The 25,605-nt window shown below is 45.0% G+C and carries 25 protein-coding genes; 9 read left to right on the top strand and 16 right to left on the bottom strand.

Annotation, left to right across the window (positions count from 1 at the left end; translation table 11 throughout):
• Positions 1–28: 28 nt before the first annotated feature.
• The 6 genes from MAR181_RS04475 to MAR181_RS04450 all read right to left on the bottom strand — a co-directional run bounded on the left by MAR181_RS04475 (position 29) and on the right by MAR181_RS04450 (position 9,955).
• The gene (locus tag MAR181_RS04475) at positions 29–775 is read right to left on the bottom strand and encodes a precorrin-6A/cobalt-precorrin-6A reductase (protein WP_013795405.1); all 747 of its coding nucleotides are present in this window, start codon (positions 773–775) and stop codon (positions 29–31) included.
• The gene (locus MAR181_RS04470; RefSeq protein ID WP_013795404.1) at positions 772–1,890 is read right to left on the bottom strand and encodes a cobalt-precorrin-5B (C(1))-methyltransferase; all 1,119 of its coding nucleotides are present in this window, start codon (positions 1,888–1,890) and stop codon (positions 772–774) included. The genes MAR181_RS04475 and MAR181_RS04470 overlap by 4 nt, the downstream gene beginning before the upstream one ends.
• Before the next feature lies 1 nt (position 1,891).
• Entirely contained in the window at positions 1,892–3,247 is a 1,356-nt protein-coding gene (locus tag MAR181_RS04465) for a cobyrinic acid a,c-diamide synthase CobB (protein ID WP_013795403.1), read from the bottom strand.
• Positions 3,244–4,998, bottom strand: a complete 1,755-nt coding sequence (locus MAR181_RS04460; RefSeq protein ID WP_013795402.1) for an AAA family ATPase — start codon at positions 4,996–4,998, stop codon at positions 3,244–3,246. The genes MAR181_RS04465 and MAR181_RS04460 overlap by 4 nt, the downstream gene beginning before the upstream one ends.
• 117 nt (positions 4,999–5,115) lie before the next feature.
• Positions 5,116–7,842 (bottom strand): PAS domain-containing hybrid sensor histidine kinase/response regulator, encoded by a 2,727-nt coding sequence (locus tag MAR181_RS04455; RefSeq protein WP_013795401.1) that lies wholly within the window; start codon positions 7,840–7,842, stop codon positions 5,116–5,118.
• 325 nt (positions 7,843–8,167) lie between these two features.
• The gene (locus MAR181_RS04450; protein ID WP_013795400.1) at positions 8,168–9,955 is read right to left on the bottom strand and encodes a GGDEF domain-containing response regulator; all 1,788 of its coding nucleotides are present in this window, start codon (positions 9,953–9,955) and stop codon (positions 8,168–8,170) included.
• Positions 9,956–10,276: 321 nt separating this feature from the next.
• On the opposite strand from MAR181_RS04450, the gene MAR181_RS04445 reads away from it, so the two are divergent.
• Genes MAR181_RS04445 through gloA2 form a run of 3 tightly spaced genes read left to right on the top strand, consistent with a single transcriptional unit; the run spans position 10,277 to position 12,577 of the window.
• Complete coding sequence (locus MAR181_RS04445) at positions 10,277–11,167, top strand: LysR substrate-binding domain-containing protein (protein ID WP_013795399.1); 891 nt, start codon at positions 10,277–10,279, stop codon at positions 11,165–11,167.
• Between the two features lie 31 nt (positions 11,168–11,198).
• The gene (locus tag MAR181_RS04440) at positions 11,199–12,155 is read left to right on the top strand and encodes a LysR family transcriptional regulator (protein WP_013795398.1); all 957 of its coding nucleotides are present in this window, start codon (positions 11,199–11,201) and stop codon (positions 12,153–12,155) included.
• Between the two features lie 29 nt (positions 12,156–12,184).
• Positions 12,185–12,577: an SMU1112c/YaeR family gloxylase I-like metalloprotein gene (gene gloA2 / locus MAR181_RS04435; RefSeq protein WP_013795397.1), complete on the top strand. Its 393-nt coding sequence runs from the start codon at positions 12,185–12,187 to the stop codon at positions 12,575–12,577.
• 80 nt (positions 12,578–12,657) lie between these two features.
• On the opposite strand, the gene MAR181_RS04430 is transcribed toward gloA2, so the two are convergent.
• Both MAR181_RS04430 and grxD read right to left on the bottom strand, forming a co-directional pair.
• The gene (locus MAR181_RS04430; protein WP_013795396.1) at positions 12,658–13,281 is read right to left on the bottom strand and encodes a peroxiredoxin; all 624 of its coding nucleotides are present in this window, start codon (positions 13,279–13,281) and stop codon (positions 12,658–12,660) included.
• A gap of 63 nt (positions 13,282–13,344) precedes the next feature.
• Positions 13,345–13,674, bottom strand: coding sequence for a Grx4 family monothiol glutaredoxin (gene grxD / locus MAR181_RS04425; protein WP_013795395.1), 330 nt, complete (start codon positions 13,672–13,674; stop codon positions 13,345–13,347).
• A 243-nt stretch (positions 13,675–13,917) separates the two neighbouring features.
• Between grxD and argF the strand changes: the two genes are divergently transcribed.
• Both argF and MAR181_RS04415 read left to right on the top strand, forming a co-directional pair.
• Positions 13,918–14,823 (top strand): ornithine carbamoyltransferase, encoded by a 906-nt coding sequence (gene argF, locus MAR181_RS04420; RefSeq protein WP_013795394.1) that lies wholly within the window; start codon positions 13,918–13,920, stop codon positions 14,821–14,823.
• Between the two features lie 89 nt (positions 14,824–14,912).
• A complete protein-coding gene (locus tag MAR181_RS04415; RefSeq protein WP_144011205.1) occupies positions 14,913–15,839 on the top strand; it encodes a LysR family transcriptional regulator in 927 nt (308 codons plus the stop codon).
• A 29-nt stretch (positions 15,840–15,868) separates the two neighbouring features.
• Here MAR181_RS04415 and MAR181_RS04410 read toward each other — a convergent pair whose 3' ends face one another.
• The 6 genes from MAR181_RS04410 to MAR181_RS04385 form a co-directional block, all read right to left on the bottom strand.
• Complete coding sequence (locus MAR181_RS04410) at positions 15,869–17,383, bottom strand: ATP-binding protein (protein WP_013795392.1); 1,515 nt, start codon at positions 17,381–17,383, stop codon at positions 15,869–15,871.
• Between the two features lie 7 nt (positions 17,384–17,390).
• Positions 17,391–18,110 carry a response regulator gene (locus MAR181_RS04405; RefSeq protein WP_013795391.1) on the bottom strand — a complete coding sequence of 240 codons (720 nt, stop codon included), beginning with the start codon at positions 18,108–18,110 and terminating at the stop codon, positions 17,391–17,393.
• A gap of 61 nt (positions 18,111–18,171) precedes the next feature.
• The gene (locus tag MAR181_RS04400; protein ID WP_245546235.1) at positions 18,172–18,612 is read right to left on the bottom strand and encodes a DUF1499 domain-containing protein; all 441 of its coding nucleotides are present in this window, start codon (positions 18,610–18,612) and stop codon (positions 18,172–18,174) included.
• A 42-nt stretch (positions 18,613–18,654) separates the two neighbouring features.
• Positions 18,655–19,551 (bottom strand): 23S rRNA pseudouridine(2605) synthase RluB, encoded by an 897-nt coding sequence (rluB, locus tag MAR181_RS04395; RefSeq protein WP_013795389.1) that lies wholly within the window; start codon positions 19,549–19,551, stop codon positions 18,655–18,657.
• Between the two features lie 114 nt (positions 19,552–19,665).
• Positions 19,666–20,286 carry an L-threonylcarbamoyladenylate synthase gene (locus MAR181_RS04390; protein WP_013795388.1) on the bottom strand — a complete coding sequence of 207 codons (621 nt, stop codon included), beginning with the start codon at positions 20,284–20,286 and terminating at the stop codon, positions 19,666–19,668.
• 46 nt (positions 20,287–20,332) lie between these two features.
• Positions 20,333–21,184: a PHP domain-containing protein gene (locus MAR181_RS04385; protein WP_013795387.1), complete on the bottom strand. Its 852-nt coding sequence runs from the start codon at positions 21,182–21,184 to the stop codon at positions 20,333–20,335.
• Positions 21,185–21,249: 65 nt separating this feature from the next.
• Here MAR181_RS04385 and MAR181_RS04380 point away from each other — a divergent pair, with 65 nt between their 5' ends.
• Together MAR181_RS04380 and MAR181_RS04375 are read left to right on the top strand one after the other, a co-directional pair.
• A complete protein-coding gene (locus tag MAR181_RS04380; RefSeq protein WP_013795386.1) occupies positions 21,250–21,786 on the top strand; it encodes a septation protein A in 537 nt (178 codons plus the stop codon).
• Positions 21,787–21,788: 2 nt separating this feature from the next.
• Positions 21,789–22,091 carry a YciI family protein gene (locus MAR181_RS04375; protein WP_013795385.1) on the top strand — a complete coding sequence of 101 codons (303 nt, stop codon included), beginning with the start codon at positions 21,789–21,791 and terminating at the stop codon, positions 22,089–22,091.
• A gap of 116 nt (positions 22,092–22,207) precedes the next feature.
• Here MAR181_RS04375 and MAR181_RS04370 read toward each other — a convergent pair whose 3' ends face one another.
• Entirely contained in the window at positions 22,208–22,501 is a 294-nt protein-coding gene (locus MAR181_RS04370) for an Rdx family protein (RefSeq protein ID WP_013795384.1), read from the bottom strand.
• An 82-nt stretch (positions 22,502–22,583) separates the two neighbouring features.
• Here MAR181_RS04370 and MAR181_RS04365 point away from each other — a divergent pair, with 82 nt between their 5' ends.
• Positions 22,584–23,135 (top strand): peptidylprolyl isomerase A, encoded by a 552-nt coding sequence (locus MAR181_RS04365; protein ID WP_013795383.1) that lies wholly within the window; start codon positions 22,584–22,586, stop codon positions 23,133–23,135.
• On the top strand, positions 23,125–25,128 hold the full coding sequence (gene mnmC / locus MAR181_RS04360; RefSeq protein WP_013795382.1) for a bifunctional tRNA (5-methylaminomethyl-2-thiouridine)(34)-methyltransferase MnmC2/FAD-dependent 5-carboxymethylaminomethyl-2-thiouridine(34) oxidoreductase MnmC1: 2,004 nt from the start codon (positions 23,125–23,127) through the stop codon (positions 25,126–25,128). Before MAR181_RS04365 ends, mnmC begins: the two co-directional genes overlap by 11 nt.
• Before the next feature lie 109 nt (positions 25,129–25,237).
• Here the strand turns inward: mnmC and MAR181_RS04355 are convergent, their stop codons facing one another.
• On the bottom strand, positions 25,238–25,567 hold the full coding sequence (locus tag MAR181_RS04355) for a hypothetical protein (protein ID WP_013795381.1): 330 nt from the start codon (positions 25,565–25,567) through the stop codon (positions 25,238–25,240).
• Positions 25,568–25,605: the final 38 nt, after the last annotated feature.

Genomic DNA, 25,605 nt, shown 5'->3' with positions numbered 1-25,605 from the left:
GTCTTTGATTGAATATTCGATGTTATCTTCATCGCCATGCAGCTAGACAAGCTTGTTGGCAATCCTCTAAATCCATGAATTCACGATCGGCTGACGGTAAAACAGGACGAGCCTGCATTAGAACCGGAATTTTCATTTCTCGGGCGGCGTAAAGCTTCGCATACGTCGCCTTTCCACCACTATTTTTACTCACAATCACATCAATCTGATGCTGTTCCAGTAGTGTTTTTTCGTCTTCGAAAGCAAAAGGCCCAATGGCTTTTAACCAAGTCACTAAGGAGGGTAAAGCAAACTTAGGAGCAACCGCTGTTCGCCAAACCAAGGACTCAATTTGCCCTAGATTTACCAGCTGTAACAAGGTCGCTTCCGACATCTGACCCGCACTCAATAATGGACGTCGATAAGTTGCAAGCTGTTTTAACAGTGCCGCGTCATCTTGATAATCATACCAGTCATCACCTTGTTGTTTTTGCCAACTTGGTCGATGAAAACGCCAGCACGGAATGCCAAGCTGTTTAGCGGCTAACACGGCTTTTTGACTCATGTTTTTAGCATAAGGATGCGTCACATCCAACACAACTTGAATCGACTGCTGCTGTAAATACCTCGCAAGGCCACCAAACTGAGTGAAACCACCGACCACCAGCTCACAGTCGACTTTGGGAACGCGTACTAAACCGGCCAAACTGTAGATCACATGGAAGCCAGATTGATGCAAAGCATCGGCTAAACGTCGCGCATCGGCGGTACCACCCAGTAATAAAATGCGCTTCATGAGGTCCCGTCCTTAGCAAAACCAACAAACTGACCTTGGCGATCGATGGCCCACACTTCCAATGCCATATGATCAGGAATATAGCGACGCGCAAAGGTCACAGCTTGAGCACACACCGCATCGGCTAAAAGAAGGTTTTCCTGTTGAGCAAACCCCATTGCTTGGACGCTGGTGTTCGCGGCTTGCATGCGTTTTTGCAAAGCATCACTAGCACCTAAAGTAGCGGCTAATTCCGCCAAAGCGGCTAAATCAATACTGGAAACTCGGCTATTCAAATCCATGTGACCTTGAGCCAATTTGCTGATTTTACCAAAACCGCCACACACACTCAGTTTGGTTAGCTGTGTTGCCCCTTGAACTTCCACCTTACGGATGTGCTTCAATACAGCACCGACAAAATCTCCCATTTCCAATAACGCCATGTCGTCTAAGCCGTAATGATCTTTTATTGCTGTTTCACTGGCATTGCCGGTAGTCGCCGCCATGTGCGACAAACCATTGGCTCGAGCCACATCAATTCCTTGATGAATGGAAGCAATGTAAGCGGCGCAGGAAAAAGGCCGCACTATGCCAGTGGTTCCCAAAATGGACAATCCTCCCTGAATGCCCAAACGCGGATTCATGGTTTTCTGCGCAATGACTGCACCATTTTCAATGCCAACAGCCACATTGAAGCCGCCTTGATACAGATACGTTTCAGCAAAACCGAGCAAATGCTCTGTCATCATTTGGCGAGGTACTGGATTAATCGCGGGTTCACCGACCGCCAACACCAAACCGGTTCGCGTCACTGTCCCAACCCCTTCTGCCGCATGAAAAAACACACCCGGATCTGCGCATAAGCTCAGTTCCACAAAAATTCTCGCACCGTGAGTGACATCTGGATCATCTCCTGCATCCTTGATCGTGCTCGTACACACGCCTTGCGCAATGGCTTGATAAGACTCAATCACAAGATCGACACGTTTGCCCTTGGGCAACAAGATACTAACCTTGTCGTCTTGACGCTGAGCGAACAGATATTGTGCCGCCGCCACACAACAAGCTGTGGCACAACTGCCTGTCGTCAGGCCAGTACGCAGTGGCGCCTTCTCTTCACCGCTTTCCGGCCACACTTTAGCTGGCCTCGTCCATGCTTACCCTGTTCCCTAAAAAGACTTGTGCTATGGCTTCTGGGTTTGATGGAAAGAATAAATGCAAATAGCTGGCAGTAAGCCCGCGAGTTTGATAAATCGCCTCACCCGGTGCTGGGTGTCGTTGACGACGACCATAAGCCACCGGTGTGGGTGTATTGGCACTGCGTGACCTATGATGGGCATGGGCGCGTATTTCTCCTTGCGGTAGCACAGCGGTTTGCATACCTTGGCAACCTCGCTTGCCACGCATGGCTCCCTGCCCCGTTAAAATCCCCAACATTGGATAAGTTTTCTCTTCTAAATCGGTCAGTGTTTCTAGGCTGTACAACATGCCACCACATTCCGCCAAGATGCTTTTCCCAGATTGATAAAAAGCCCGAATAGCCTCTCGCATCAGAGTATTTTCTGACAGCGCTTGTGTGTACAGTTCAGGATAACCACCCGGCAGCCATAATGCGTCGACGTCTGGTAAATGATGATCCTTTAACGGCGAAAAAAATACCAACTTGGCGCCTAACGACTGCAAAGTCACTAAGTTTGCATCGTAAATAAAGCTAAACGCCGCGTCTTTGGCAATGCCTATGGTTTTTCCGGCTAAACTCTGCGTTATCGGTTCTGAAGTGGCTGCTGAATAACTCGTTGCAGGGTAGAAGGCAACCGCTTTGGGCAAGGTTAATAGCCCTTTGTCTGGCGAAGAGTTTAGCCACTCAACCGCCGAATTAAAACGTACTTCCAATTCGTCTCGCACTTCATTCGCTTGCACCAAACCAAGGTGACGTTCCGGTAAAACGACCTCTTCATCCCGTTTTAAGGTCGCTAATAAAGGCAATCCCTCCGGCAAAGCATCGCGTATCAACTGAGCATGTCGTTCACTGCCACATCGGTTGGCAATAAAACCACTGACCTCAACATCGTCCCGAAAATTCGCTAGGCCGCTGACCACTGCGGCAGCGGTTTGAGCCATGCCTTTTACATCCATGACAATCACCATTGGCAAGCCAAACCGAGCGGCCAAGTCAGCACTGGACGGCTCACCATCAAACATCCCCATGGCCCCTTCAACGAGAATCAAGTCCGCTTCCCGTGCTGCCTGATAGAGTTTGTCTTGGCAATACTCTACGCCGGCCATCCAAATATCCAAGGGTTCAACCGGTTGCTGTGATGCTTGCGCTAAGATCTGAGGGTCTAAGTAATCTGGGCCCGTTTTAAACACCCGCACCAGTTTACCTTGTTGCGTAAAATAACGAGCTAAGGCCGCCGTGATCGTCGTTTTCCCCTGATTCGAGGCTGGTGCGGTTAAAAATAAAGCTGGACAATAAGCGACAGGAGTAGTCATAAAGAAGTCTCAAACAGGGTATTCAAAGGCACATACTGCGCGTTTATCGCTTGGGCAATGACTTTGCCTCGACCACGCTTGATGGCCGAGCTTTCTGTATCAATCAAAGCCACATCGCCAGCCAATATTAAATCTGACACATTGGCCTGAGTACGGCCATCGGTTAATAAATACGTCTGACTGCGCAGGCCAGAGGTTAATTGATGCTGTTGTTGTAAATAGGCTTGCGCCTTTTCCAACACTTGTCGAAATGGTGTACCGCCACCCGCAGGAATATCATCCAACACGGCTAAAATGTCTTTTGGCGCTCGGACTTTTGGCAAGATAGACGACACCCCCTGTTGTCCAAAGCCTAGAATCGCTATTTGTTCTCTGGCTATATACGCCTGTTGTGCGATGTCTAAAATGACGCCTTTGGCTTTTGCGAACATAGCTTGCTCTAACGTCGAGGCAGACGTATCCAATAAAATTAAATGCAACATGGGTTGTCCAGTCTGCGCCGCTTTCGATTTTAACTCTTGTGGCGGCCATTGCTGTGGCTGACTAAGGAGACTGCGAAACCAATCAATACCTTCACCACTGACACTCGCATCAAGGCGATAACCGCCCTGTTGCTGACCTTTATGCTTTCCCGGCGTCACCTCTCTCAGACTTTTTTTAGGTGCATCAACGGGAGACGAAAGTTGGCCAGCTAGATTCAATTGAATCGATGATTCACTGCGCATTGACTCGGGTGTCATCGCTCCCCAATCCCCCTCTTGTGGTGAAGCAGACTGCTCAGCGTCTAACTCTGCTGGTGATTTCGATGAATCAGGACGTCTCGATGGTTCAGGAGGTTGAGCCCCTGGCGGTTGGGAAGCCGGTGGATTCGGGGAAGATAGATGACGGCGATGCGCCAGTACTAACTCAGCCACCACAGTCACATCTTCCAATGAGACTTGCTCATCGCCACGCCATGCGGCATGAGCCATAGCGGCTCTGACCCAAACAATATCCCCTCGTACACCATCTATATTGGCCTGCTGACAATGCTCAGCAATGGCCATGCGCATAGCATCCGAACAACGTACCTGGGTGAGTTTTTGCCGCGCTAAACGAATGCTGTTTTTAAGGTTGCGCTGTTTGTACTTAAAGGCATCACAAAAAGCACTGGGATCTAAGTCAAATTCATCTCGCAAGCGCACAATTTGCACGCGCTCTTCTAAACTATACTGATTCGTCAAAGTGACCATAAAGCCAAATCGATCCTTTAGCTGTGGCCGGAGCTCACCTTCGTCAGGGTTCATGGTTCCCACAAGAAGAAATTTCGACTCATGTTGATGGCTAACGCCATCACGCTCTATTCGATTGATGCCACTGGCTGCCACATCCAACAATTGATCCACCAAGTGATCGGCCAGCAAATTGACTTCATCCACATACAACACACCACCATGGGCCTGACTTAATAAACCAGGTTTAAAGGCTACCTGCTTATCTTGCAATACTTGCTCCAAATCCAATGCACCCAACAAACGGTCTTCACTGGTGCCAAGCGGCAAGGTCGCAAATGGCACCGGAGCGTCACTTAACAAGGCTGGCATAACCCCAGCTAAACCTCGCGCTAAAGTGGACTTCGCCGAACCACGAGGACCGCTAATTAACACACCACCAATCAAAGGATTAACGGCGTTTAAGGTCAGTGCAAGCTTAAGCAATTCCTGCCCCGCAATGGCGGTAAAAGGAAAGTCAGGTGTGGTATTTGGTATCATTAAATGGTCCGTGGCCTAGTACTGAATCGTTATCTTGGTTGACCTTATCCGCAGGGTCAATTTCTGTCAAACGCAAAGCGTTCAGTAATGGGTGAAAATTCTACATTTAAACCGATTTTATTGATCATTCTGGTCATTCACGATCCGTTGCTCAACAAAACCAAAATCAAAGGATTCAATGGCTTGTTTGAGAGGCTGATAATCCTCCTCGGCTAGTTGATCTTTTAACGCAGCAAACGCCTGCTCGACAGCCTCTACGTCACCACTTTGCGCCGCCATTAATAAAGGTTGCCAATCAATCTGTGGTAATGCATCTGCATCCAGAGATTTATCCGATGTCATGCCAAGTACTTCTGATGCTTCAGCATAAGCGGGTTCTTTACTAACCGTTTTATCAAAATCCGTAAGATGACCATCCAATTGTGGGACAAACTGCACATCCAAATACCGAGTAAGCGTACGATAGATGTCTTCAATTTGATAAGGTTTGGCCACGACTTCCCAGAAACCTTGCTCTAACAAAGCCTGCTGTTCATGTTCTAATGTTGATGCCGTGACGGCAATCACGGGAATGGCTTCTGCACCCTCTTCTTGCCGAATCAAATGCAATAGGTCCACACCCGATTTTTTGGGCATGCGAATGTCTGTCATCACAATATCAGGTCGTTGCAACTGAAATGCCTGAATCGCCTCTTCACCATCTTTCGCTTCCACAATCTGACAGCCTGCTTTTTCAAGCAAAGACACCAAAATATCACGTGACCAAGCATCGTCCTCGACAACCAATACGCTAATCGGATCATTCAGCCTCATCCCCATTGAGAAATCGTCAGTTTGGACCCCATCTTCAAGTGTGTCTTCCACTGCCAACAACGGCAAATCAACTAATATTTGCGTACCAACTCCTAGGCTGCTTTTCACACTGAGCTTACCTTCCATCAGTTTCACCAAGGTCGTTGATAATGCTAACCCAAGTCCAGTACCACCAGATAACTCGCCAGCCTTACCTTGCACAAACGGTGTAAAAAGGTGCTCCATTAATTCCGATTCAATACCTGGGCCAGTATCTTCTATTCGAATGTGAATGCGTTCATGGGAGATACTGACAATGACCTTCACATAGCCTTGCTGAGTAAACTTCACTGCATTACCCACTAAATTCGTCAATATCTGATGGAACTTAACCGGATCTGAGCGAACCATTTGGCGTTCTTGTAAATCGCATGTTACCTGGAATATCAAGCCTTTCGACTCGGCTTGGCCTTGTAATAACTTTCCAACTTGCTTTACTTCTTTGCACAAGTCCATCTTTTGCTCATGCAATACAAGACGACCCGACTCAATTCGTGCAATGTCCAAAATGTCATTAATGAGACTCAATAAACGCTCCCCCGCTGAGGCAATCGCCATAAAACGATTTCGCGCAACGCCGGTAAGAGTGTTCTCCTCGCCAATTAACTGTGCATATCCAATGATGGCATTCAATGGCGTTCGAATCTCATGACTCATATTCGCTAAAAAATGACTTTTCGCTTGGTTGGCCTGTTCTGCGGCCTCTTTCGCTTGTTCAAGTTGTTGTGAAACTTGTTTTTGATCTGTGATATCACTCATGATATTGCCGACCGAAGTCGGCTTATCCGTCTCGTCTTTCAGAATAAAATAGGTTTCATAGGTTGGGAAAACATAACCGTCCAAGCTTTTCGCCTGCAACTCTCCTTGCCAAACACCATGCTCTCTAACATAAGGAATCACCGTCATTTTGATAAACTCATGCATCGATTGCGGGTAAAAATCTAAGTGACGATATTGGGCCAGCTCTTTGTCTTTGGTGTCTTCGGCAATGCCCAACAAAGCACGAATGGACTTGTTTAAATAGCTTACTTCCCCAGTCAAACTTCCCATAGCAAAGCCTTGCGCGGAATTATCGGCAAAGCTTTTAAATAATTTGAGTTGATTAATAAGGTCCTGGCGCTCAGTGATGTCTCGAGCAATACTCAATGTACCGCGAAAATAAATTGAGGATTCAATTACCGGCACGCGATGAATTTCAAATAACCTATCTTCTTGTAAGGTTTCTGAATACCCCCAAGACTGATCTTGAACCGTTTGACCAGTCAGCAAAGCCGATTGATCACGCTGATGATAAATCTCACCAAGGCCGTCAAGATTAAGTTCAACATCAGTTTTACCCTGAACGGCTTCAACCTTTAAGCGGTGGAAATCGAAAAAGACTTGATTACAATTTAAGTAACGGCCCGCTTCATCCTTGTACCAAACCACGTCGGGCATATTATTTAATAGAGTAGATAAAGTAAGCTCTCGTTGCTGTGCTTGTTCTCGCGCTGCGATCAGCTCATTCTCTGTGTCCACCCAATAACCAATGTCTTCCATAATACCAGCCGCACTTTTTACCCCTTGACGCGCATCTCGCCGCACCACACTGCCACGTATTTCCACCCAATAAAAGGTTCCTTGAGGATTTTTCAGCCTTAGCCTTAGGGTGCTCCAATCATCGCTTTTCACACCTTGATTAAGAAGTTTTTTTTGCCATTCTTTGAACGCGATCTGATCTTGACTTGACAGAAGAGCAAGCCAGTCTGTGAGTTTTTTAGGGGTTTGATTCTCTTCAAAACCAAGCTGCAAGAAGAATTCCGATGACATGTAAAGTCGGTTAGAGGCCGGAAACCACTCCCAAACGCCACCCTTGGTCGCCAGTATCGCTCTAGAATAGCGTCGTTGCAGATGTTTGAAACGCAGCAGAGAAATCAGCTGAAAAATCATTAGTAGACAAAACGTGACCACAAACAAAGCCACCAGCACATAAAATATTCTTGGTAACGCCATGGCGAGTTTTGTCTCCTGATGTAAACAACTAGGTTAAGGAAGGTACGAACAAGTTCACTGGCGTCAGCGTGGGAATAACGCTCTTTTATTCGAGGCAAGTTTCGCCGTCCAATATAAGTTTATTGGCAACAAGCTTAACAACGAATAAAGAGAGCTTAGCCCACGCCCTTCGGGTCTTTCAGAGAAACGGCCGCTCTGTGTTAAGAGTGATTGAAAGGTATTAACCTTCCTGCTCACTCTTGCCTTGATAGACCGTTTCTCTGATAAAACTGACGTTCAGAAGACTTATTCGCACCTTCCTTAAGCTTTTATGGTTTCAAACTTCTTATAGCTTTTCAGGTTTATGGAAATGATAGCCTTGCCCCCATTCCACGCCAAGTCGCTTGAGTTGATCAACAATCTCTTGGTTTTCAACAAACTCGGCCACCACAGGCTTGTTCATCATTTTGGCCAGTTTGACGATGGAGTCCACCATACCAAAATGAATTTCATTGACGTGCATATCCTTAATGAACATGCCGTCTATTTTGATCAGATCAAAGGGTAAATCCATCAAGTACGCGAAAGAAGAAAAGCCTGTGCCAAAATCATCTAAGGCGATGCTGCAACCCTGTTCATGCAATTTGGACATAAATTGACGAGTATCGGTAAAGTTATTTAAGGCTTCCGTTTCCGTGACCTCAAAACAAAATTTACTCCCGTCTAATTGATTATATTCTAACTGTTCAAGTATAAAGTCAGAAAAATCGGCCTGACGAACAGACAATGCGGACACATTAAGCGCCACTTGATCGACTTCTTGCCAAAGCTCGGTACGTTCCGACAACTCAGCCATAGTATGACGAATGACCCAACGATCAATCTTGGAAATGATGCCAAAGCGTTCAGCGGCGCGAATAAACTCATTCGGATAAATTAAGCCACCACTCGATTCATCTTTTAAGCGCACAAGAATTTCGATTTTCTTCTTAGGCTCTTGCTGTACTAACGAACACACTTGCTGGAAATGTACTTCGAATAAATCTTTTTCAAGGCCATCAATAATGCGCAGCCCCCAATTCAAATTGCCTCTGTGTTCCTCGTAAGCCAGATCCTGCGCATTACGGATGATCCGAGAGTGAACACCGGCTTTTTTGCTGGAGTAACACACTTCATCTGCCAGCATCACCACTTGCTCAAAAGACACCATGTCTTCCGTTATGGGCATAGCAACCTGTGTCACACTCATTCGGAACTGACGATCATCCCAATTGAATAAAAAGTCTTCTAGTAACTGATTAAACGCACGAAAAAAAGACTCCACCGCCGACACACCGCCATCACGCAACACTATGACAAACTTATCGCCACTCAAACGTGCGCCAAAATCGTTTTTAGGGTCCATTAATTCAGTGATCAATTCCGCTATTTGATGCAACAATTCATCACCAGCAATGCAACCACAAGAGTCGTTTATCAAGCGAAATTCATTCACATCAATCAGAACAAAATACGGTACTTGGGTGGCTTGATTAGATTGCACTATTGAGATCAGCAGTGACACATGCTCGTCCAGTGCATCGCGATTATAAAGCTGAGTCACAAAATCATGTTGAGCCAGATACTTTAGCCGATCCTGCATATAACGGCGCTCATTGATTTCTTTACGCAAGTTCCGATTCAACAAGTTCAAATCCGCGGTACGTTCACGGACTTTATCTTCCAGACTAACGGTTAAATCTTTTAGCTCATTGACCAGCTGAAACCTTTCTAACTGATGACAAACTCGCGCACGAACCTCTTCTAATCGAAATGGCTTGCTGATGTAATCATGACCGCCAGCTTCAAAACCTCGATTAATCTCATCTGCTAAGGCTGTTACGAATATCACGGGAAGGTCTTTACCATTGGGCAGTGTTCGAATTCGTCGGCAGGTTTCAAAGCCATCGATTCCGCCCATCATGACATCCAATAACACCAGACAAGGTTGAGTCCTCTCCAGTAATTCAAGCGCCCTTTCTCCTGAATTTGCCACTAACAACTGGCAATCCAATGAAGAAATGACGTCTTTTAATATGCGTAAATTTTCCGGCACATCATCTACAATCAAAACCGTCGGAACAGAGTCATCCATACAAAGACGCCACCTACTTTGTCTAAAAAACCAACAATTCAAAAATAGATAGTACTCCTGTTCAAAGCTCAATATCCATAGAATTTACTAATCTATACATGAAAATAGCATTGCATAAAAATATAAAGAAAATACCAATACCTTGCTCTATTAATGAAATTGCAAATTAATTCACCATTTACTCAAAACACCCATACGCACAGAGTATGATTTCAGTTTATGATTAGGAATAGGAATAAAAGCTAAGGAAGCCGATGTAAGGCCACGTTTTCACTTCTTTCGTTCTACTGAATGCAACAAACACAAGGTAACCCTTAACGAATGAGAATCACACTGAGACAGCTACAAATTTTTGAAGCCGTTGTCCACACTGGCTCAGTAACTGCTGCAGCGGATATGGTATCAATCAGTCAGCCGGCGGCCAGCCAAGCTTTGAGAGAATTAGAAGCCCTACTTGGTCGACCGTTATTTCGTCGTCATGGCAAGCGCTTACAGATCACCCCTCAAGCTCGACACCTGTTACCACAAGCCAGATCAGTATTGAGTCAGATAGAACAAATTGAAAGCATGGGCAATGAAGATGAATTAAGCGGCTCTCTTCATCTGGCGGCTAGCGTCAGTGTGGGCAACTATTTATTACCCAAGCAAATGTCTAATTTTAAACACCAACACCCAAACATTCGTTTTAATCTCGACATAGGCAATACCCAAAGCGTCATCCAACAACTCTTAACCGGTAAAGCCGAAGTAGGATTTATCGAAGGTTATTGCCAGCACGCTGAGTTAATGACACAAGTTTGGTTACAAGACGAACTTGTGGTGTTTGGTTCCACCAAAGAAGATAGATCGGAGCATTTATCTTGGGACGATTTAAAAGCCGCAAACTGGGTCATGCGTGAATCAGGTTCCGGCACTCGAAATATTCTAGAACAAGCCACCGGAGCCGAAATCCCACAATTAAATGTGGTGTTATCTTTGGCACACATGGAAGCAGTAAAACAGGCCGTTATTCATCAGATGGGATTAGGTTGTTTGTCTCGTATGGCCATTTCCCAAGAATTAAACGCGGGATTAATTAGACTGTATCAAACCCCTTTGAAGCTGAACCGCAATTTATTGATTGTTACCCCAAGGAACACCGCGTTAACACAAAATGCGCAGCGTTTTATTGACCTTTGTCGCGCTATTCCAGCGTTAACAAATGTGTCGTAGCCATGACAACGGATTAAGTAATTAGACACCTATGAATATTAATAAGATTGACCTGAACCTGCTTATTTACCTCGATGTACTATTACGTGAATGCAATGTAACAAGGTCTGCCAACAAGCTCAATATTACCCAGCCCGCCATGAGTAATGGCCTAAAACGTCTGCGTGATTTATTAAATGATCCGTTATTGGTACGCACCAGTGAAGGCATGAAGCCAACCGAAAAGGCCTTACGACTTCAACCCATTGTCCGGAAAGTTCTACTGGACCTAGAAGAAGCATTACAGCCCGAAGCTGACTTTAACGAGAGTACCAGTACCCGTGTCTTTCGCATCATGGCAAGTGACTATGCAGCCTCTACCGTTATCCCTCGGTTATTAAATCGCCTGCGTGAATACGCGCCAGGCATTACACTCGATATCATGACGCCCAGTGATGTTACCTTCCACGACGTGGAAGCAGGTAAAATCGACATGGCCATTAACCGCTTTGAAGAATTGCCGCAATCCTTCCACCAAAAGAGCGTTTGGCTCGACACCTTCGTTTGTATGATGAGTGCTGATAACCCAATTAAAGACCAGTTCGATTTGGATGCTTACTTAAAAGCCCAGCACATCTGGGTGAGTAAAACCGGTTTTGGCATTGGCGTCGGCATGGACCCAACCGATGTGCAAAAATTAGGTTGGGTTGACGAAGCCTTGCAAGCCATTGAGCGCAAACGCAGCATTCGTGTCTTTACTCGCAGTTATCACACCGCAATGCACCTTGCATTAGAACAAGATTTGATCGCTACGCTGCCGAAAAAGGTCGCCATGGTCAACAAAAAGAACCCTGACTTGGTGATCTTAGAACCCCCCTTCGACATTCCCAAAATTGAGCTGAAAATGATATGGAGCCCGTTATTGCATCACGACGCCAGTCACATCTGGTTTAGACGACAAGTCATTGATGTAGCTAATGAATTTAACGCTCAAGCCAGTAACAAATAGACATCGGAGTATGATACTTAAGGTGTCCTATGCTTAAATTATCTCACATTCATCACGTTGCAATCATCTGCTCAGATTATGCTGCTTCTAAGCACTTTTATCATAAAGTCTTAGGCTTGAAGATTATTCGTGAAACCTATCGTGAGAATCGCCAATCTTACAAACTGGATCTAGCGATTAATGCCAGTTCGCAAATCGAACTCTTCTCGTTTCCCAATCCACCAACTCGCCCCTCTCGGCCAGAAGCTCAAGGCTTACGTCATTTAGCTTTTGCCGTGGACAATTTAGACGACAGTATTCATTACTTGCATCAACAAGGCGTGGCCACAGAAGCGATTCGAATCGATGAACTTACCGGTAAGCGCTTTACGTTTTTTGCAGACCCCGACGACCTACCACTTGAACTCTATGAAGCGATCTAAGCTAAGCGTCAGGCCATAAAAAAGCGCACATCAAAACGATGTGCGCTTTTTTAGATTAGTGCTTTCTGCAAAGCAAAATCTTATAGAGATTTAGCACTCTCAGCTAGGTAAGAAGCCACACCTTCTGGTGATGTTTCCATGCCTTTATCGCCTTTATTCCAACCCGCTGGGCAAACTTGACCATTTTCTTCGAAGAATTGTAGCGCATCAACGATACGAACAAGTTCGTCCATGTTACGACCGATCGGTTCATCATTAACGACTTGTGAACGTACGATGCCTTTTTGGTCAATAACGAAAGACGCACGCATGGCAACGCCTGCTGGGTAGTAAGAGTCACCACCTTCAGATTCAATGCCATATGCTTTTGCAATTTCGTGATCCATATCCGCTGCAAGCGTGTACTCAACAGCGCCGATACCGCCTTGATCAACAGGCGTGTTACGCCAAGCGTTGTGAGTGAAATGTGAATCGATAGACACACCAATTACTTCTACACCCATCTCACGGAACTTGTCCATACGATGAGACATAGCGATGATTTCAGACGGGCAAACGAATGTGAAATCCAATGGGTAGAAGAATACAATCGCGTATTTACCCTTGATGGTTTCTGCCAAGTTGAAAGAATCAACGATCTGACCATCCGCAAGTACGGCTGGAACAGTAAAATCTGGTGCTTTTTTTCCGACTAAAATAGACATGTTAAGCGTCTCCTTTTATTTGCTTAGTTTGAATCTTTTTGGATACTCTCAGAATACTGGTACTTATTCTTCAGAGTCACCAACCGCGTTTTTGATTACTTCTTGTAGCTCACCATTACCGGCCATCTCAACGATAATGTCACAACCACCAACCAACTCGCCTTTCACCCATAATTGAGGAAACGTTGGCCAATTTGCGAATTTTGGCAACTCAGCACGAATGTCTGGGTTTTCTAAAATGTTCACGAAAGCAAAGCGCTCGCCGCAAGACATCAAGGCTTGAACCGCTTGAGAGGAAAAACCACACTGTGGCGCACGAGGGTTCCCCTTCATGTACAACAAAATATCGTTATTGCTAATCTGCTCTTTAATTGTTTCGATTGTATTACTCACGCTAAAAACCTCGCTTTTTTGCTATACCAATCTGGACTCTGTTTGGCTGAAGGAAGCGGCCACTAAAAAGTCGTTGTCGATTGTTCTTTAAAGTTGCATCAGTTTATGAGGTCTAGTGGGCAATTTACAACCCCATAAGCTCGCTTTCGATACACATTATTCCATCAAAGCCCCTTTACTCACATAGTCTAGTGTATTAAATTGGTCGATTCCCTTTTCAAAAGACAATTAAGGAGTCATCACGTGTCGCCAAGACATTTTCTTACTCTGAAGGATTTATCCTCTAATGAGTTAAAACAATTACTATTACGAGCTTCTGAGCTTAAGAAAATTCATCGTGAAGGCACTTTATTCCAACCTTTAAAAAACCGTGTATTGGCAATGATCTTTGAGAAATCATCGACTCGTACACGAGTATCTTTTGAAGCCGGTATGGCGCAATTTGGTGGCCACGCTCTGTTCTTATCATCAAGAGATACCCAATTGGGCCGTGGCGAACCAGTAGAAGACAGCGCGCGTGTTATTTCCAGCATGGTTGATGCCGTAATGATTCGTACATTCGATCATAAAACAGTAGAAACCTTTGCCAAATACTCCTCTGTGCCTGTGATCAACGCGTTGACAGATGACTATCATCCTTGCCAGCTATTGGCCGACATGCAAACCTACCAAGAACATCGAGGCTCGATTGAAGGTAAGAAAGTCGTTTGGGTAGGCGATGGCAATAATATGTGTAATTCCTATATTAATGCTGCGGCTTTGTTGGATTTTCAATTGGTTATTGCTTGCCCTAAAGGTTACGAACCCAGTCCTGAACTGGCTGCGGAGCATCAAGATCGCGTCACCATTCTTCATGACGCACACCAAGCTGCGACGGGTGCCGATTTAATTGTTACCGATGTCTTTGCTTCAATGGGGCAAGAAGACGAACAAGAGCAACGCTTGCAAGATTTCGACGGTTTTCAGGTCAACGCAGACTTGATGTCAAAAGCGAACCCAGATGCCCTCTTCATGCATTGCTTACCGGCTCACAGAGGCGAAGAAGTGTCTGCGGAAGTATTGGATCACCCAGACTCAGTGGTATGGGACGAAGCCGAAAATCGACTGCACGCTCAAAAAGCATTACTTGAATTTTTGATCCGTCACTAAGACAATAGACAAGCTCGTTCATACTCACGTTGTGAACGAGCTTTTTTATATTTCAAGTATTGAAAAAAACTCATCTATAGTGAATGACCATGAGCATCATTGAAGTTAGGCATTTAAAAACACTCACCGCATTGAGAGAAACTGGCAGCTTAGTGGAAGCCGCAGAGCGAGTTCATTTAACTCAATCCGCCCTCTCACATCAATTAAAAGACCTAGAAGAAAAGCTTGGATGCCAACTCTTTATTCGAAAAACCAAACCGGTTCGCTTTACCAGCGCTGGTCTGCGCCTGTTACAACTAGCCGATGATGTTCTGGTGTCTTTCCGCTCAGCACAAAGAGACATTCAACGCTTCGCAGAAGGGGAAAGTGGTCGTTTGCACATTGCGATCGAATGCCACAGTTGTTACGAATGGTTGATGCCAACCATTGACCATTTCCGAGAGCACTGGCCTGACGTAGAACTCGATTTATCCACGGCTTTTGGTTTTATGCCTTTACCCGCTCTGGCCCGTGGCGATCTGGATTTGGTAGTGACATCTGACCCACAAGACTTGCCGAATATTGAATACATCCCTTTGTTTCAATATGAATCACAAGTGGCGTTATCACGTCATCATGCGTTAGCCAAAAAAGACTTTCTGATGCCAGAAGACTTTACCAAAGAAACGCTAATCAGCTATCCCGTTGAAGCAGAGCGATTAGATATTTTTAAACATTTTCTCAATCCAGCAGGGATCGCGCCAGCAAAAATCCGCCACAGCGAATTAACCTTAATGATGATGCAATTAGTGGCCAGTGGTCGTGGCGTCTGTTGTTTACCGAATTGGGCCCTAACCGAATACACCAATCGTCAGTACGTGATCACTAAATCACTGGGCGAAGAAGGTGTCTGGTGTAAGCTCTATCTGGCGATCCGTAAAGATCAAAGAGAAAATGCTTATATGGAAGATTTAATTAATACGGCTTCTAAGACATGCTTTAAGAATTTGAAAGGCATTTTAGCACCGGATCTATAATCGTCCGAACGACAAGCAAAGAGTCAGCATTAAGACAAGGTCGTTTGATGCTGACTGCGAGACCATATCAAACTGAATTTTGCGCCGCCAGATTCGCTGGCATCGATCAATACCGCACCACCATGCCAAAATGCAATACGCTGAACAATGGCCAAACCGAGTCCATAACCCCCTGAGGCGCGAGTACGGCTATTGTCCAATCGCTGAAAGGGAATAAAGACTTTGTCTCTGTCTTCAAATGCTATCCCTGGGCCATCGTCTTCAATGTCCACTTGCCAACGTTCAGAGTCTTGAGAAAAGGTAATGGTGATCTTACCGGCAGCGTACTTGGCTGCATTCAAGATTAAGTTTTGTAGCGCTCGATTCAAATGATGTTCATCCGCCACCACAAGGTCATTTTCATCCATTCGGACTTCCACTTCCAAGTGTTTCAGCAATGGATTGTTATGCTGCAAAATACCATCAATAAGATCTGCCATTGAGATATCATTAAAATTCAATGCCAATGAGCCGTCTTCCAACTTACCATAGGTCAACACCTCATCAACCAGTGTGTTCAGCTCTTCTACATCACCTTCCAAGGCTTCAACTGTGGTTGCAACCTCCTCATCCACTTCGTCTTTCATTACCTCTAAACCAAAGCGAAGACGAGCGATTGGCGTTCTTAACTCATGGGAAATCGCATTAATCATTTCACGCTGTACTTTTAATAGGCGCTGAATGTGAGAGGACATAGAGTCAAAGGAATAAGCTAACTCTTTTAGCGTACCACTACTATCTGGAATGCCTTTAGGTAAACCACTGCGGCCACGAGCAATTTGTCGTGTGATACTTTCAAAGGTTTTCCGCTTGAAATCTAGGGTCAATAATTCGCGCCAAATCAGCACCAACATAATGGCCATACCTATGCTAGAAACCGCCACAACCGTAAAGGTTAAAGACACATAATCTCTGTCCGCCGCCGATAAATAAACAGCTTCAGACGCTTCAGCATCCTTCCAGATAAAACCATATTCACTGTAAATGCCATGAACCCTTGCAACCCCCGTAAGCTCAGCCGTTACCTGCTGTGTAGAGGGCACCATGGAAACACTGGACATGCTTTCGAGTAGAATTTTTTTATCTTGATAAGAGAATTGATCCGCAAAAATAAACTGGTCAAGCAAGGGCTCAATTCTAAAAATCAATTGTTCAGCGTTGGTGCGGCCAATCAAAAGAGGTCGTTCAATAGGACCAAGCGCAATCTGATAACGACCGTCCGGTAGTTTCAACCAACTTTTATTTTTAAGCAGAGAGGAGATTTCGTCCACACTGAAGGTATCGGAAGGACGTACTGTCCAGTTAAAGCGAGAACTGGGTAAGTCTCGACTCACACCGGACAGAAACAAAGCCGCACTGAGTTCAGCATCGACAGAAAGCAGCTGCTCAGTCCGCGACGTGTCGTATCGGATCTGCGTGAATTCCATGACAGCATAGCAAGCTGCTACGACCAAAACACCACCAATAATTAGGTGTCGATAGAGTCGCCACATTTCTTCACGCATAATAGCCTTATACTTCTTTTACGAACAAATAACCTTTACTACGAATGGTCTTTATTCGGCGGGGATGAATCGGGTCATCACCAATTTTTGAACGAATACGGGAAATACGAACATCAACCGAGCGATCTTGACCATCGTATTCAATGCCACGCAATTCACCGAAGATTTCCTCACGACTAAGAATGCGGCCAGCACTGCTCGCCAATAGCCAAAGCAAATCAAATTCCGCACTGGTGAGTTCCACTTCTTCGTTCGACAACCAAGCCTCACGGCGAGAGTTATCAATTTTCAACGGGCCAAAAACCAGATTTTGCTCTTCTTTCGATGCATCGATGGTTAAATCGACATCTTGAGTACTTCGACGAAGTAATGATTGTACTCGTGCTAGCAAGACTCGTGGTTTCGCCGGTTTGGATACATAATCATCCGCACCAATTTCTAGGCCAAGAATCTGATCCACATCGTCACTGCGAGCGGTCAGCATCAGAATTGGGCCTTTGTAGTCATTACGAACACTACGGCACACAGTAAAACCATCTGCACCCGGTAGCATTAAATCCAAAATAACCAGAGAAGGTTGTTCATTCACAATTCGGCTGATGGCTTTGCGTCCATCAGGCTCAACGCTCACATTAAAACCATTTTTTTGTAAATATTCTTGGGTGAGCGAGGCCAAGCGCTCATCATCCTCAACAATCAAAATTGTTTGGTCTTCATTCACACTCATGGGCAGTCCTCGTCCAATTTCTGCTTTAGTTTTAATTACTTATAAATCAACGAACTTAACTTCAATCTACTAGAAGATTTTGAATTTGTCTAACTCTGTCACGATTTACGCCAAAATCGGAATAACCGATACGCGACGACGAGCGAATATGCACAACACTGTCACTTTCCGGTAAATAAAACTCGATATCATCAATATAGCCGACAATGTCACTTTCTACCTCAAAATGCGCATAACCTAGTGAATTATCAACTAATTTGGCCCCTTGTCGCAGCATATAGGCTTCGATTCTTAGTTGCATATCTTGACGACCTCCGGAATACACCACAGGATCGGCATAATGAACGTCATCGGTTTGATCAGCCTGAGTAGAAACACAATTTGGAGCGCTGGAGCAAGGCTTCAACTGTCCATCAGTCACGCCTAATCCTTCTGGCATTTGATTATTCATCTTGACGTAAACAAAAAAGCCTGCGAGCAATACTACTATCAACACAATCATCCAGCGAACCATGCTTATTCTATCTCCAACCTTAGTCCATATTTATCGAAAGGATCTTTTGCCAGGCTTTTTCGGCTTAAATTCCGGTTTTTCACTTGATTGCCAATCAAAGCCTTTGGCACGACGCGCACCACCTGCGGTCGCCTTATTCTTATTACGCTTCATGTCTAGTTTTTGCTGCTGAGTCTTAGGCTGAGTTGCCGTAGATTGTAGATCGACTAGATCGCATAATGCGTTTACTTCATCACCTTCCATCTCAACCCAACGACCAACCTTCGCTTTCGAAGGTAAGAAAACCGGTCCAAAACGAACACGCTTCAAACGGTTGACTTTCACTCCTTGAGACTCCCAAAGGCGGCGAACCTCTCGGTTACGACCTTCCATTAAGCAAACATAAAACCAATGGTTAATGCCTTCACCACCACCATCGACGATGTCAGTGAATTTTGCTGGACCATCTTCAAGGTTCACACCTTTTTTAAGACTGTCTAAATTCTCATCCGTCACTTCTCCCATCACACGAACCAAATACTCTCGGTCGATTTCGGTAGAAGGGTGCATTAGACGGTTGGCCAGCTCACCGTCGGTTGTAAACAACAATAGTCCGGAGGTATTAATATCCAATCGGCCGACAGCAATCCAGCGCTCACCACGTAATTTAGGCAGTTTTTCAAATACCGTCGTACGACCTTCTGGGTCCTTGCGAGTACAGACTTCGCCTTCTGGCTTGTTGTAGATGATGACTCGGCGATTCGCGCCCGCTTCCGTCGCTACGATGGCATATCCATCAATGGTAATAGAATCCGTTATACTCACGCGATCACCTAAGGTGGCAACCTCGCCATTGACCAACACTCGGCCCTCACGAATACGGTTTTCCATTTCACGTCGAGAACCTTGTCCTGCACGCGCTAATACTTTCTGTAACTTTTCGTCCATTACGAACCTCTTTTGGGGAATGCTTCTCAGCAACCTATATCAATAAAATTCAATACTTAATACGCTGTATTATAAGCCAGACAAACTGGGGCTAACAGCTGAAAATACAACAATTTACGCAAATGGCGCTGGATCACCAGCCCCCACTCGAATGACATTAACACTATCCGCGTCCATTGCTACTACAGTGGTTGGTTGAAAACCACAAAAACCACCATCAATCACTAAATCTAGAGCATGTTCCAAGCTATCGCGAATATCATACGGATCCGTCATTGGATCAGTTTCACCTGGCAAGATCAAAGATACACTCATAATCGGTTCACCCAGTTCCTCCAATAAGGCGGACACAATGCGATTATTTGGCACGCGAATGCCAATGGTTTTGCGTTTTGGGTGCAATAAACGTCTTGGCACTTCGGACGTCGCCCCAAAAATAAAAGTATACGGGCCTGGTGTGTTACTTTTTAACAGTCGGTATAAGCGATTATCAAAACGCGCGTATGTCGAAATTTCAGACAAATCTCGACATACCAAGGTAAAATTATGTTTGTCGTCTAAACGCCGAATGGCACGTATTCTGTCCAATGCCGATTTATCCCCCAAATGACACCCTAAGGAATAACCACAGTCTGTCGGATAGGCAATGACACCGCCTTGACGAATCACTTCCGCCGCTTGTTTTATCAAGCGTGTCTGAGGGTTCTCTGGGTGTATTTGAAAAAACTGACTCATACTACTTCTCCACCTCAATGAAGAGGTTGCTCTGCCCTGATAATGTTCAATGCCAATTTTGCCAAACTAAATCCACCTGACTCTCATGAATTTGAGTAAACTTACCGACTTGCATCCAAGGACCAAAAGGACCGTGATAATCACTGCCAGCAGAAGCTTTTAAACCAAAGGTTGTGGATAAGGATTCCAATAGACGTACATGGTCTGGACGCTCATTACCAGAGGCGACTTCAATGCCTGTCCCACCCCACTTACTAAAATCGTCCAATAAACGTCGTAACTTGGTGACCGTTAATGGATAACGCTTTGGATGAGCAAGTATTAACTCAATGCCTTGTTCTGCCAAAGCCCCCAACACATCCTCAAGTTCTGGCCAAACATCCCTTAATTTGCCCAAGCGCTTATTACCCAAATAGCGATCAAAAGCCTTATTCGCGTCTTTTACAAACCCTTTTTCGACCAACAACTGAGCAAAATGCGGTCGCCCCAACTGACTTTCCCCTGCAAGCGCAATGGCTTCATCGAATAAATCAGGCAAGCCTTGCTTTACCAATAAATCGGCAATGCGCCTTGCTCTATCTAAACGGATCGCTTGATTCTGTTTGACAATGGACTGCAACGCCACATTATCGTCACTAAAATTCAAGGCCACCATGTGCAAAGGAATGCCATTCCACTGAGTCGACAATTCCACACCATTAATAAAGCTTAGACCATGCTCTATTGCCCGTTGCCGTGCTTCATTTAAACCATCTAAGGTGTCATGATCGGTTAACGCAAACAAGCTCACTTTTTGCTCAGCGGCGAGATCAATTAATTGCGTCGGTGAAAGTTTGCCATCAGAACGTGTGGAATGGGTATGTAAATCAACTTTTCGATAACTCGCAGCTTCGGGCATAGACAGACTGTTCTTTAAAAGGAATGATGGTTATTATAAGCCAGCATACATAAATTGGTTTTTATATGAAATTACTATTCGATTTTCTTCCCATTGTTATCTTCTTTGTTGTCTACAAAACGACAGGCGACATTATTTTAGCAACCGCAGTCTTGATTCCAGCAACCTTGTTGCAAGTTGGCTACACCTGGTTAAAACACAAAACAGTGGAAAAAATGCACCTTGTGTCACTTATCCTAGTGGTGCTTCTTGGTGGCGCCACCGTGCTCATGGGCGATGGTAACTTTATTAAGTGGAAACCCACTATTGTGAATGGATTATTTGCTATTGTGTTTTTTGGCAGCCAGTTTATTAGCAACAAAAACATCATCCAACGTATGATGGGGGACAAATTAGATTTACCCTTTAAGGTTTGGCGTACCTTAAACCTAGCTTGGGTGGGCTTCTTTATTGTATCCGGTGTGACCAACCTCTATGTGGCCTTCAATTTCAGTGAAGACATCTGGGTAGACTTTAAACTCTTCGGTCTTCTAGGTATGACCTTGGTATTTATTATCTTGCAAGGCATTTACTTGTCTTCACACTTACAGAATAAGGAATAACCATGCTGTACTCCATTGTTGGACAGGACGTAGCAAACAGCCTGAACGCACGTCAATCTGTGCGTCCTGCTCATCTTGAGCGTTTGGAAGCGTTACAAAAAGAAGGTCGCTTAGTACTGGCAGGCCCTAACCCCGCGATTGAATCAGGTAATCCAGGAGAAGCCGGTTTTACAGGCAGTATCATTATCGCTGAATTTACTGATTTTGAAGCAGCAAAAGCCTGGGCCGAAGCGGATCCTTATGTTGATGCTGGCGTATATGAAGCCGTTGAGGTTAAGCCCTTTAAGCAGGTTTTTCCTAATTGATTTCACTCTGACATATTAACGAGCCCAACTTAAACCGCAAAAGCGAAGATCCCCATCTTCGCTTTTTTGTGTCTGAGACTGAAAGTTCTTCGCTTTTTTGTGTCTGAGACTGAAAGTTAAGACGTTTTCTTATCTTTCACGTCTGAGTGACCGAGATCTCTCTCCGGATCAATCACGTCGCGTAACCTTTGCTTGAGTACTTTAGCTTCTGGAAAACCCTCTTCGGCTTTACGGCACCAGATTTCTTCACCGTTCACTCTGACTTTAAAAATGCCTCCTTGGCTCGGCAATAAGGTCACACTTTTGATATCATCATCAAAGGTTGTCAGCAGCTCTTGCGCTAACCAAGCCGCGCGCAACATCCAACGACATAAAGTACAATATTCGATTTCAACCACTGCCGTTCGCATTTGCTTTCTCCAACAAGTAAATAAATGGCCATATAGACAAACGCCTCATTTTTGGAGGCCAAACCTAAAAGGAAACCGTTTCATGCGTCACCTTATTTTGACTGCCCTCACCTTATTGGCTTTCAACGCCCAAGCTCAAGCGACACAAGTGGATATTGTAACGTCTCAGGGCACCATTCGAGTAGATTTAAATGAACAAGCCGCCCCCAAAACCGTGGCCAATTTTTTGCGCTATGTAGATGAAGGTTTTTACAAGGACACCATCTTCCATCGAGTTATGCGCGGTTTCATGATTCAAGGCGGTGGTTTTACCCAAGACATGGGACGCAAATCCACACACAAAGCCGTGGCGTATGAAGGCGATAATGGTCTCGCCAATAATCGTGGTACTTTGGCCATGGCGAGAACACAAGATCCAAACAGTGCCACCTCACAATTCTTTATTAATCAAGTGGACAACCATTTTCTTAATCATGGCGCACGTGGCGGCCCAGGCTACACAGTTTTTGGCACTGTGTTAGCCGGTATGGAAGTTGTTGATGAGATCGCAGCAAGCAACACTCACAAAGTAGGTCCTTACGAAAATGTTCCTAGCACACCGGTTATGATCGAGAGTATCAAACGTGTTGAATAGTTATCGCCTTGATTCCCCAAAACTGGATTGGAGTGCAGAAGGTGCTCCCATTTCCAGTGAGTTTGATGATGTATATTTCGATCAAGAGTCAGGTTTAGAAGAAACCCGTTACGTTTTTTTAAAACACAATCGTTTACTCGAGCGTTGGTCGACAATGGAACAACGCCATTTTGTGATTGCAGAAACTGGCTTTGGCACAGGACTGAATTTTTTGTGTGCTTGGCAAAGCTTTATCGAACATGCTCCTGATGATAGACAATTGCATTTTATCTCGGTAGAAAAGTTTCCCATGAGCAAAGACGCATTGCGCTCCGCGCTCAAAATGTGGCCGTCGTTGCAGACCTACAGCGATGAGCTAATCGCCGTTTATCCGGAACTTTGTCAGGGCTTACACCGTATACAACTTGCGCAAGGTCGGATCCAACTCACCTTATGGTTTGGTGAAGCCGAAGACGGTTTCGCCACGCTTGATGCTGATGTGGACGCCTGGTTTTTAGATGGTTTCGCGCCGAGTAAAAACCCTGAAATGTGGAGCGATAAGCTGTTTCATCACATTCATCGACTGAGTCATCAAGACACCACTTTCGCCACCTTTACGGCGGCTGGCATTGTTCGCCGTGGCTTACAGAAAGTGGGATTTGAGGTGAATAAAGTGAAAGGCTTTGGCCAAAAAAGAGAAATGGCTATTGGCCAACTCCCCCATTCAATACCACTACCAGAGCGTATGTCACAAGGCCAAGCTTGGTTTAATGTTAGACCTACAATGCCAAGTAACATTACCAAGGTCTTAGTGGTGGGGTCTGGGTTAGCAGGAGCAAATACCGCCTATGCCTTAGCTGAACAAGGTGTAAAGGTAATCGTATGGGAGCAAGATAGCCAGGTGGCCAATGGTGCTTCAGGTAACCCTCAAGGCATGCTTTATCCCAAGCTGGCTTCCCAAGATACGCCGGTGAATCGCTTTTATCTCAGTGCTTTTTTACACGCTACACGACACTACCAACAGCTGGATCAAAAGAAGGCATTTTGGGGGGATTGTGGGTTAACGCAAATCCCAAAAAACGACCAAGAAAAGCAACGTTTTAAGAAACTGCTAGACGGCAAACTTTACCCAGAGTCAGTACTACAAGCCTCTAAAGACAGAAACGATAGCCTTTATCTACCTCTATCCGGTTGGGTAGCACCAAACCCTTTGTGCCAAACTTTACTCGATCACCCAAATATCACAGTTCAACTAAACACTCATTTAGAAGAACTGGTTGCGGTGAGTGAGAAAACCAAACGTGACCGAGGTGAACGCTGGATCGCAAAGAATAGGCAAGATCATGAAACCTTTTCTCATGTGGTCGTGTGTACTGCGAATGACACGAACAAAATCGCTGCCATTCCCCCTACACCGGCTTATTCTATTCGAGGACAGGTCGCCAACATGACGCTGCCCAAAGCGCAACAAAGCTGTTTGCAAACAACCCAAAGTGACGATGCGCTAAAGCTAGATAAAGTGCTGTGTGAATTTGGCTATGTTTCGCCACCACTGAACAACAAAGTTCATTTTGGCTCAACATACGATTTGAATGATCAAGACCAAACCGTTCGCCTTGAAGGACATGAGCGAAATATAAAAATATTAGAGAGTTTACTGAACTTACCCAGTCACACTTTCAACCCGGAGGACTGCGAGGGACGGGTCTCGTTTCGCTGTGCGGTACCAGATTACACTCCTATCATAGGTCCCATTCAATCTCCGCAAGTTCACCGAGAACGTTATGGTCAGCTGAGTCGAAATGCGAAATGGCAATGCAACGAGATTGCGGAAGAAGCCAGTCAATTGTATTTAAACATAGGTCACGGCTCTCGAGGTTTAGTCTCCACGCCAATAAGTGGTCAATACCTGGCGAGTCTAATCCTAGGGACACCTTCGCCATTAGAGCAAAAAGTCAGCCACATTTTGCACCCAAGTCGTTTTCTCATTCGTGAGTTAAAGCGCAGTAAATAACCCCTTATAGAAACTTATAAAGCACAATAAAAAAGCCCCATGATCTGCTCTAGATGAGTCATCTCATTGGGCTTTTTTCTATACAGTTATCTTTTGAGCGACAAAGGTATTAGGATTCAAATAATTCGCAAGCACTGGGGATTAAATCCACAAAACGACTCGCCGTTTGTGGTCGTATAACCGCTTGATTGAGATTTGGCAGCAAGGTTTGCAACGTTTTACTCAGCTGTTGTAAATTTGGGCTCATTGGCTCATAAGGATATTCGTGATCTTGCAGACTAAGCTTATGCAACTCATCAAGTTCATCTTGTAGAATGGATTTCATCGCAAAGAAGCGATCTTTTTGATTAATGTCGTTGGTTTCCCAATAAGCATCTGAAAAACAGGCATTTAGTTCATAAAAGATATGCAATGCATCAGCAACATTTTTTTTAGTCATATTAACTCCAACTTTATTGAGCAATCTAACACTTGCCC

Origin of the sequence: Marinomonas posidonica IVIA-Po-181, assembly GCF_000214215.1 — a bacterium.
GTDB classification, from domain to species: domain Bacteria; phylum Pseudomonadota; class Gammaproteobacteria; order Pseudomonadales; family Marinomonadaceae; genus Marinomonas; species Marinomonas posidonica.
Note: the sequence above shows the minus strand (reverse complement) of the source record. Positions and strands in the feature narration are given on the sequence as shown.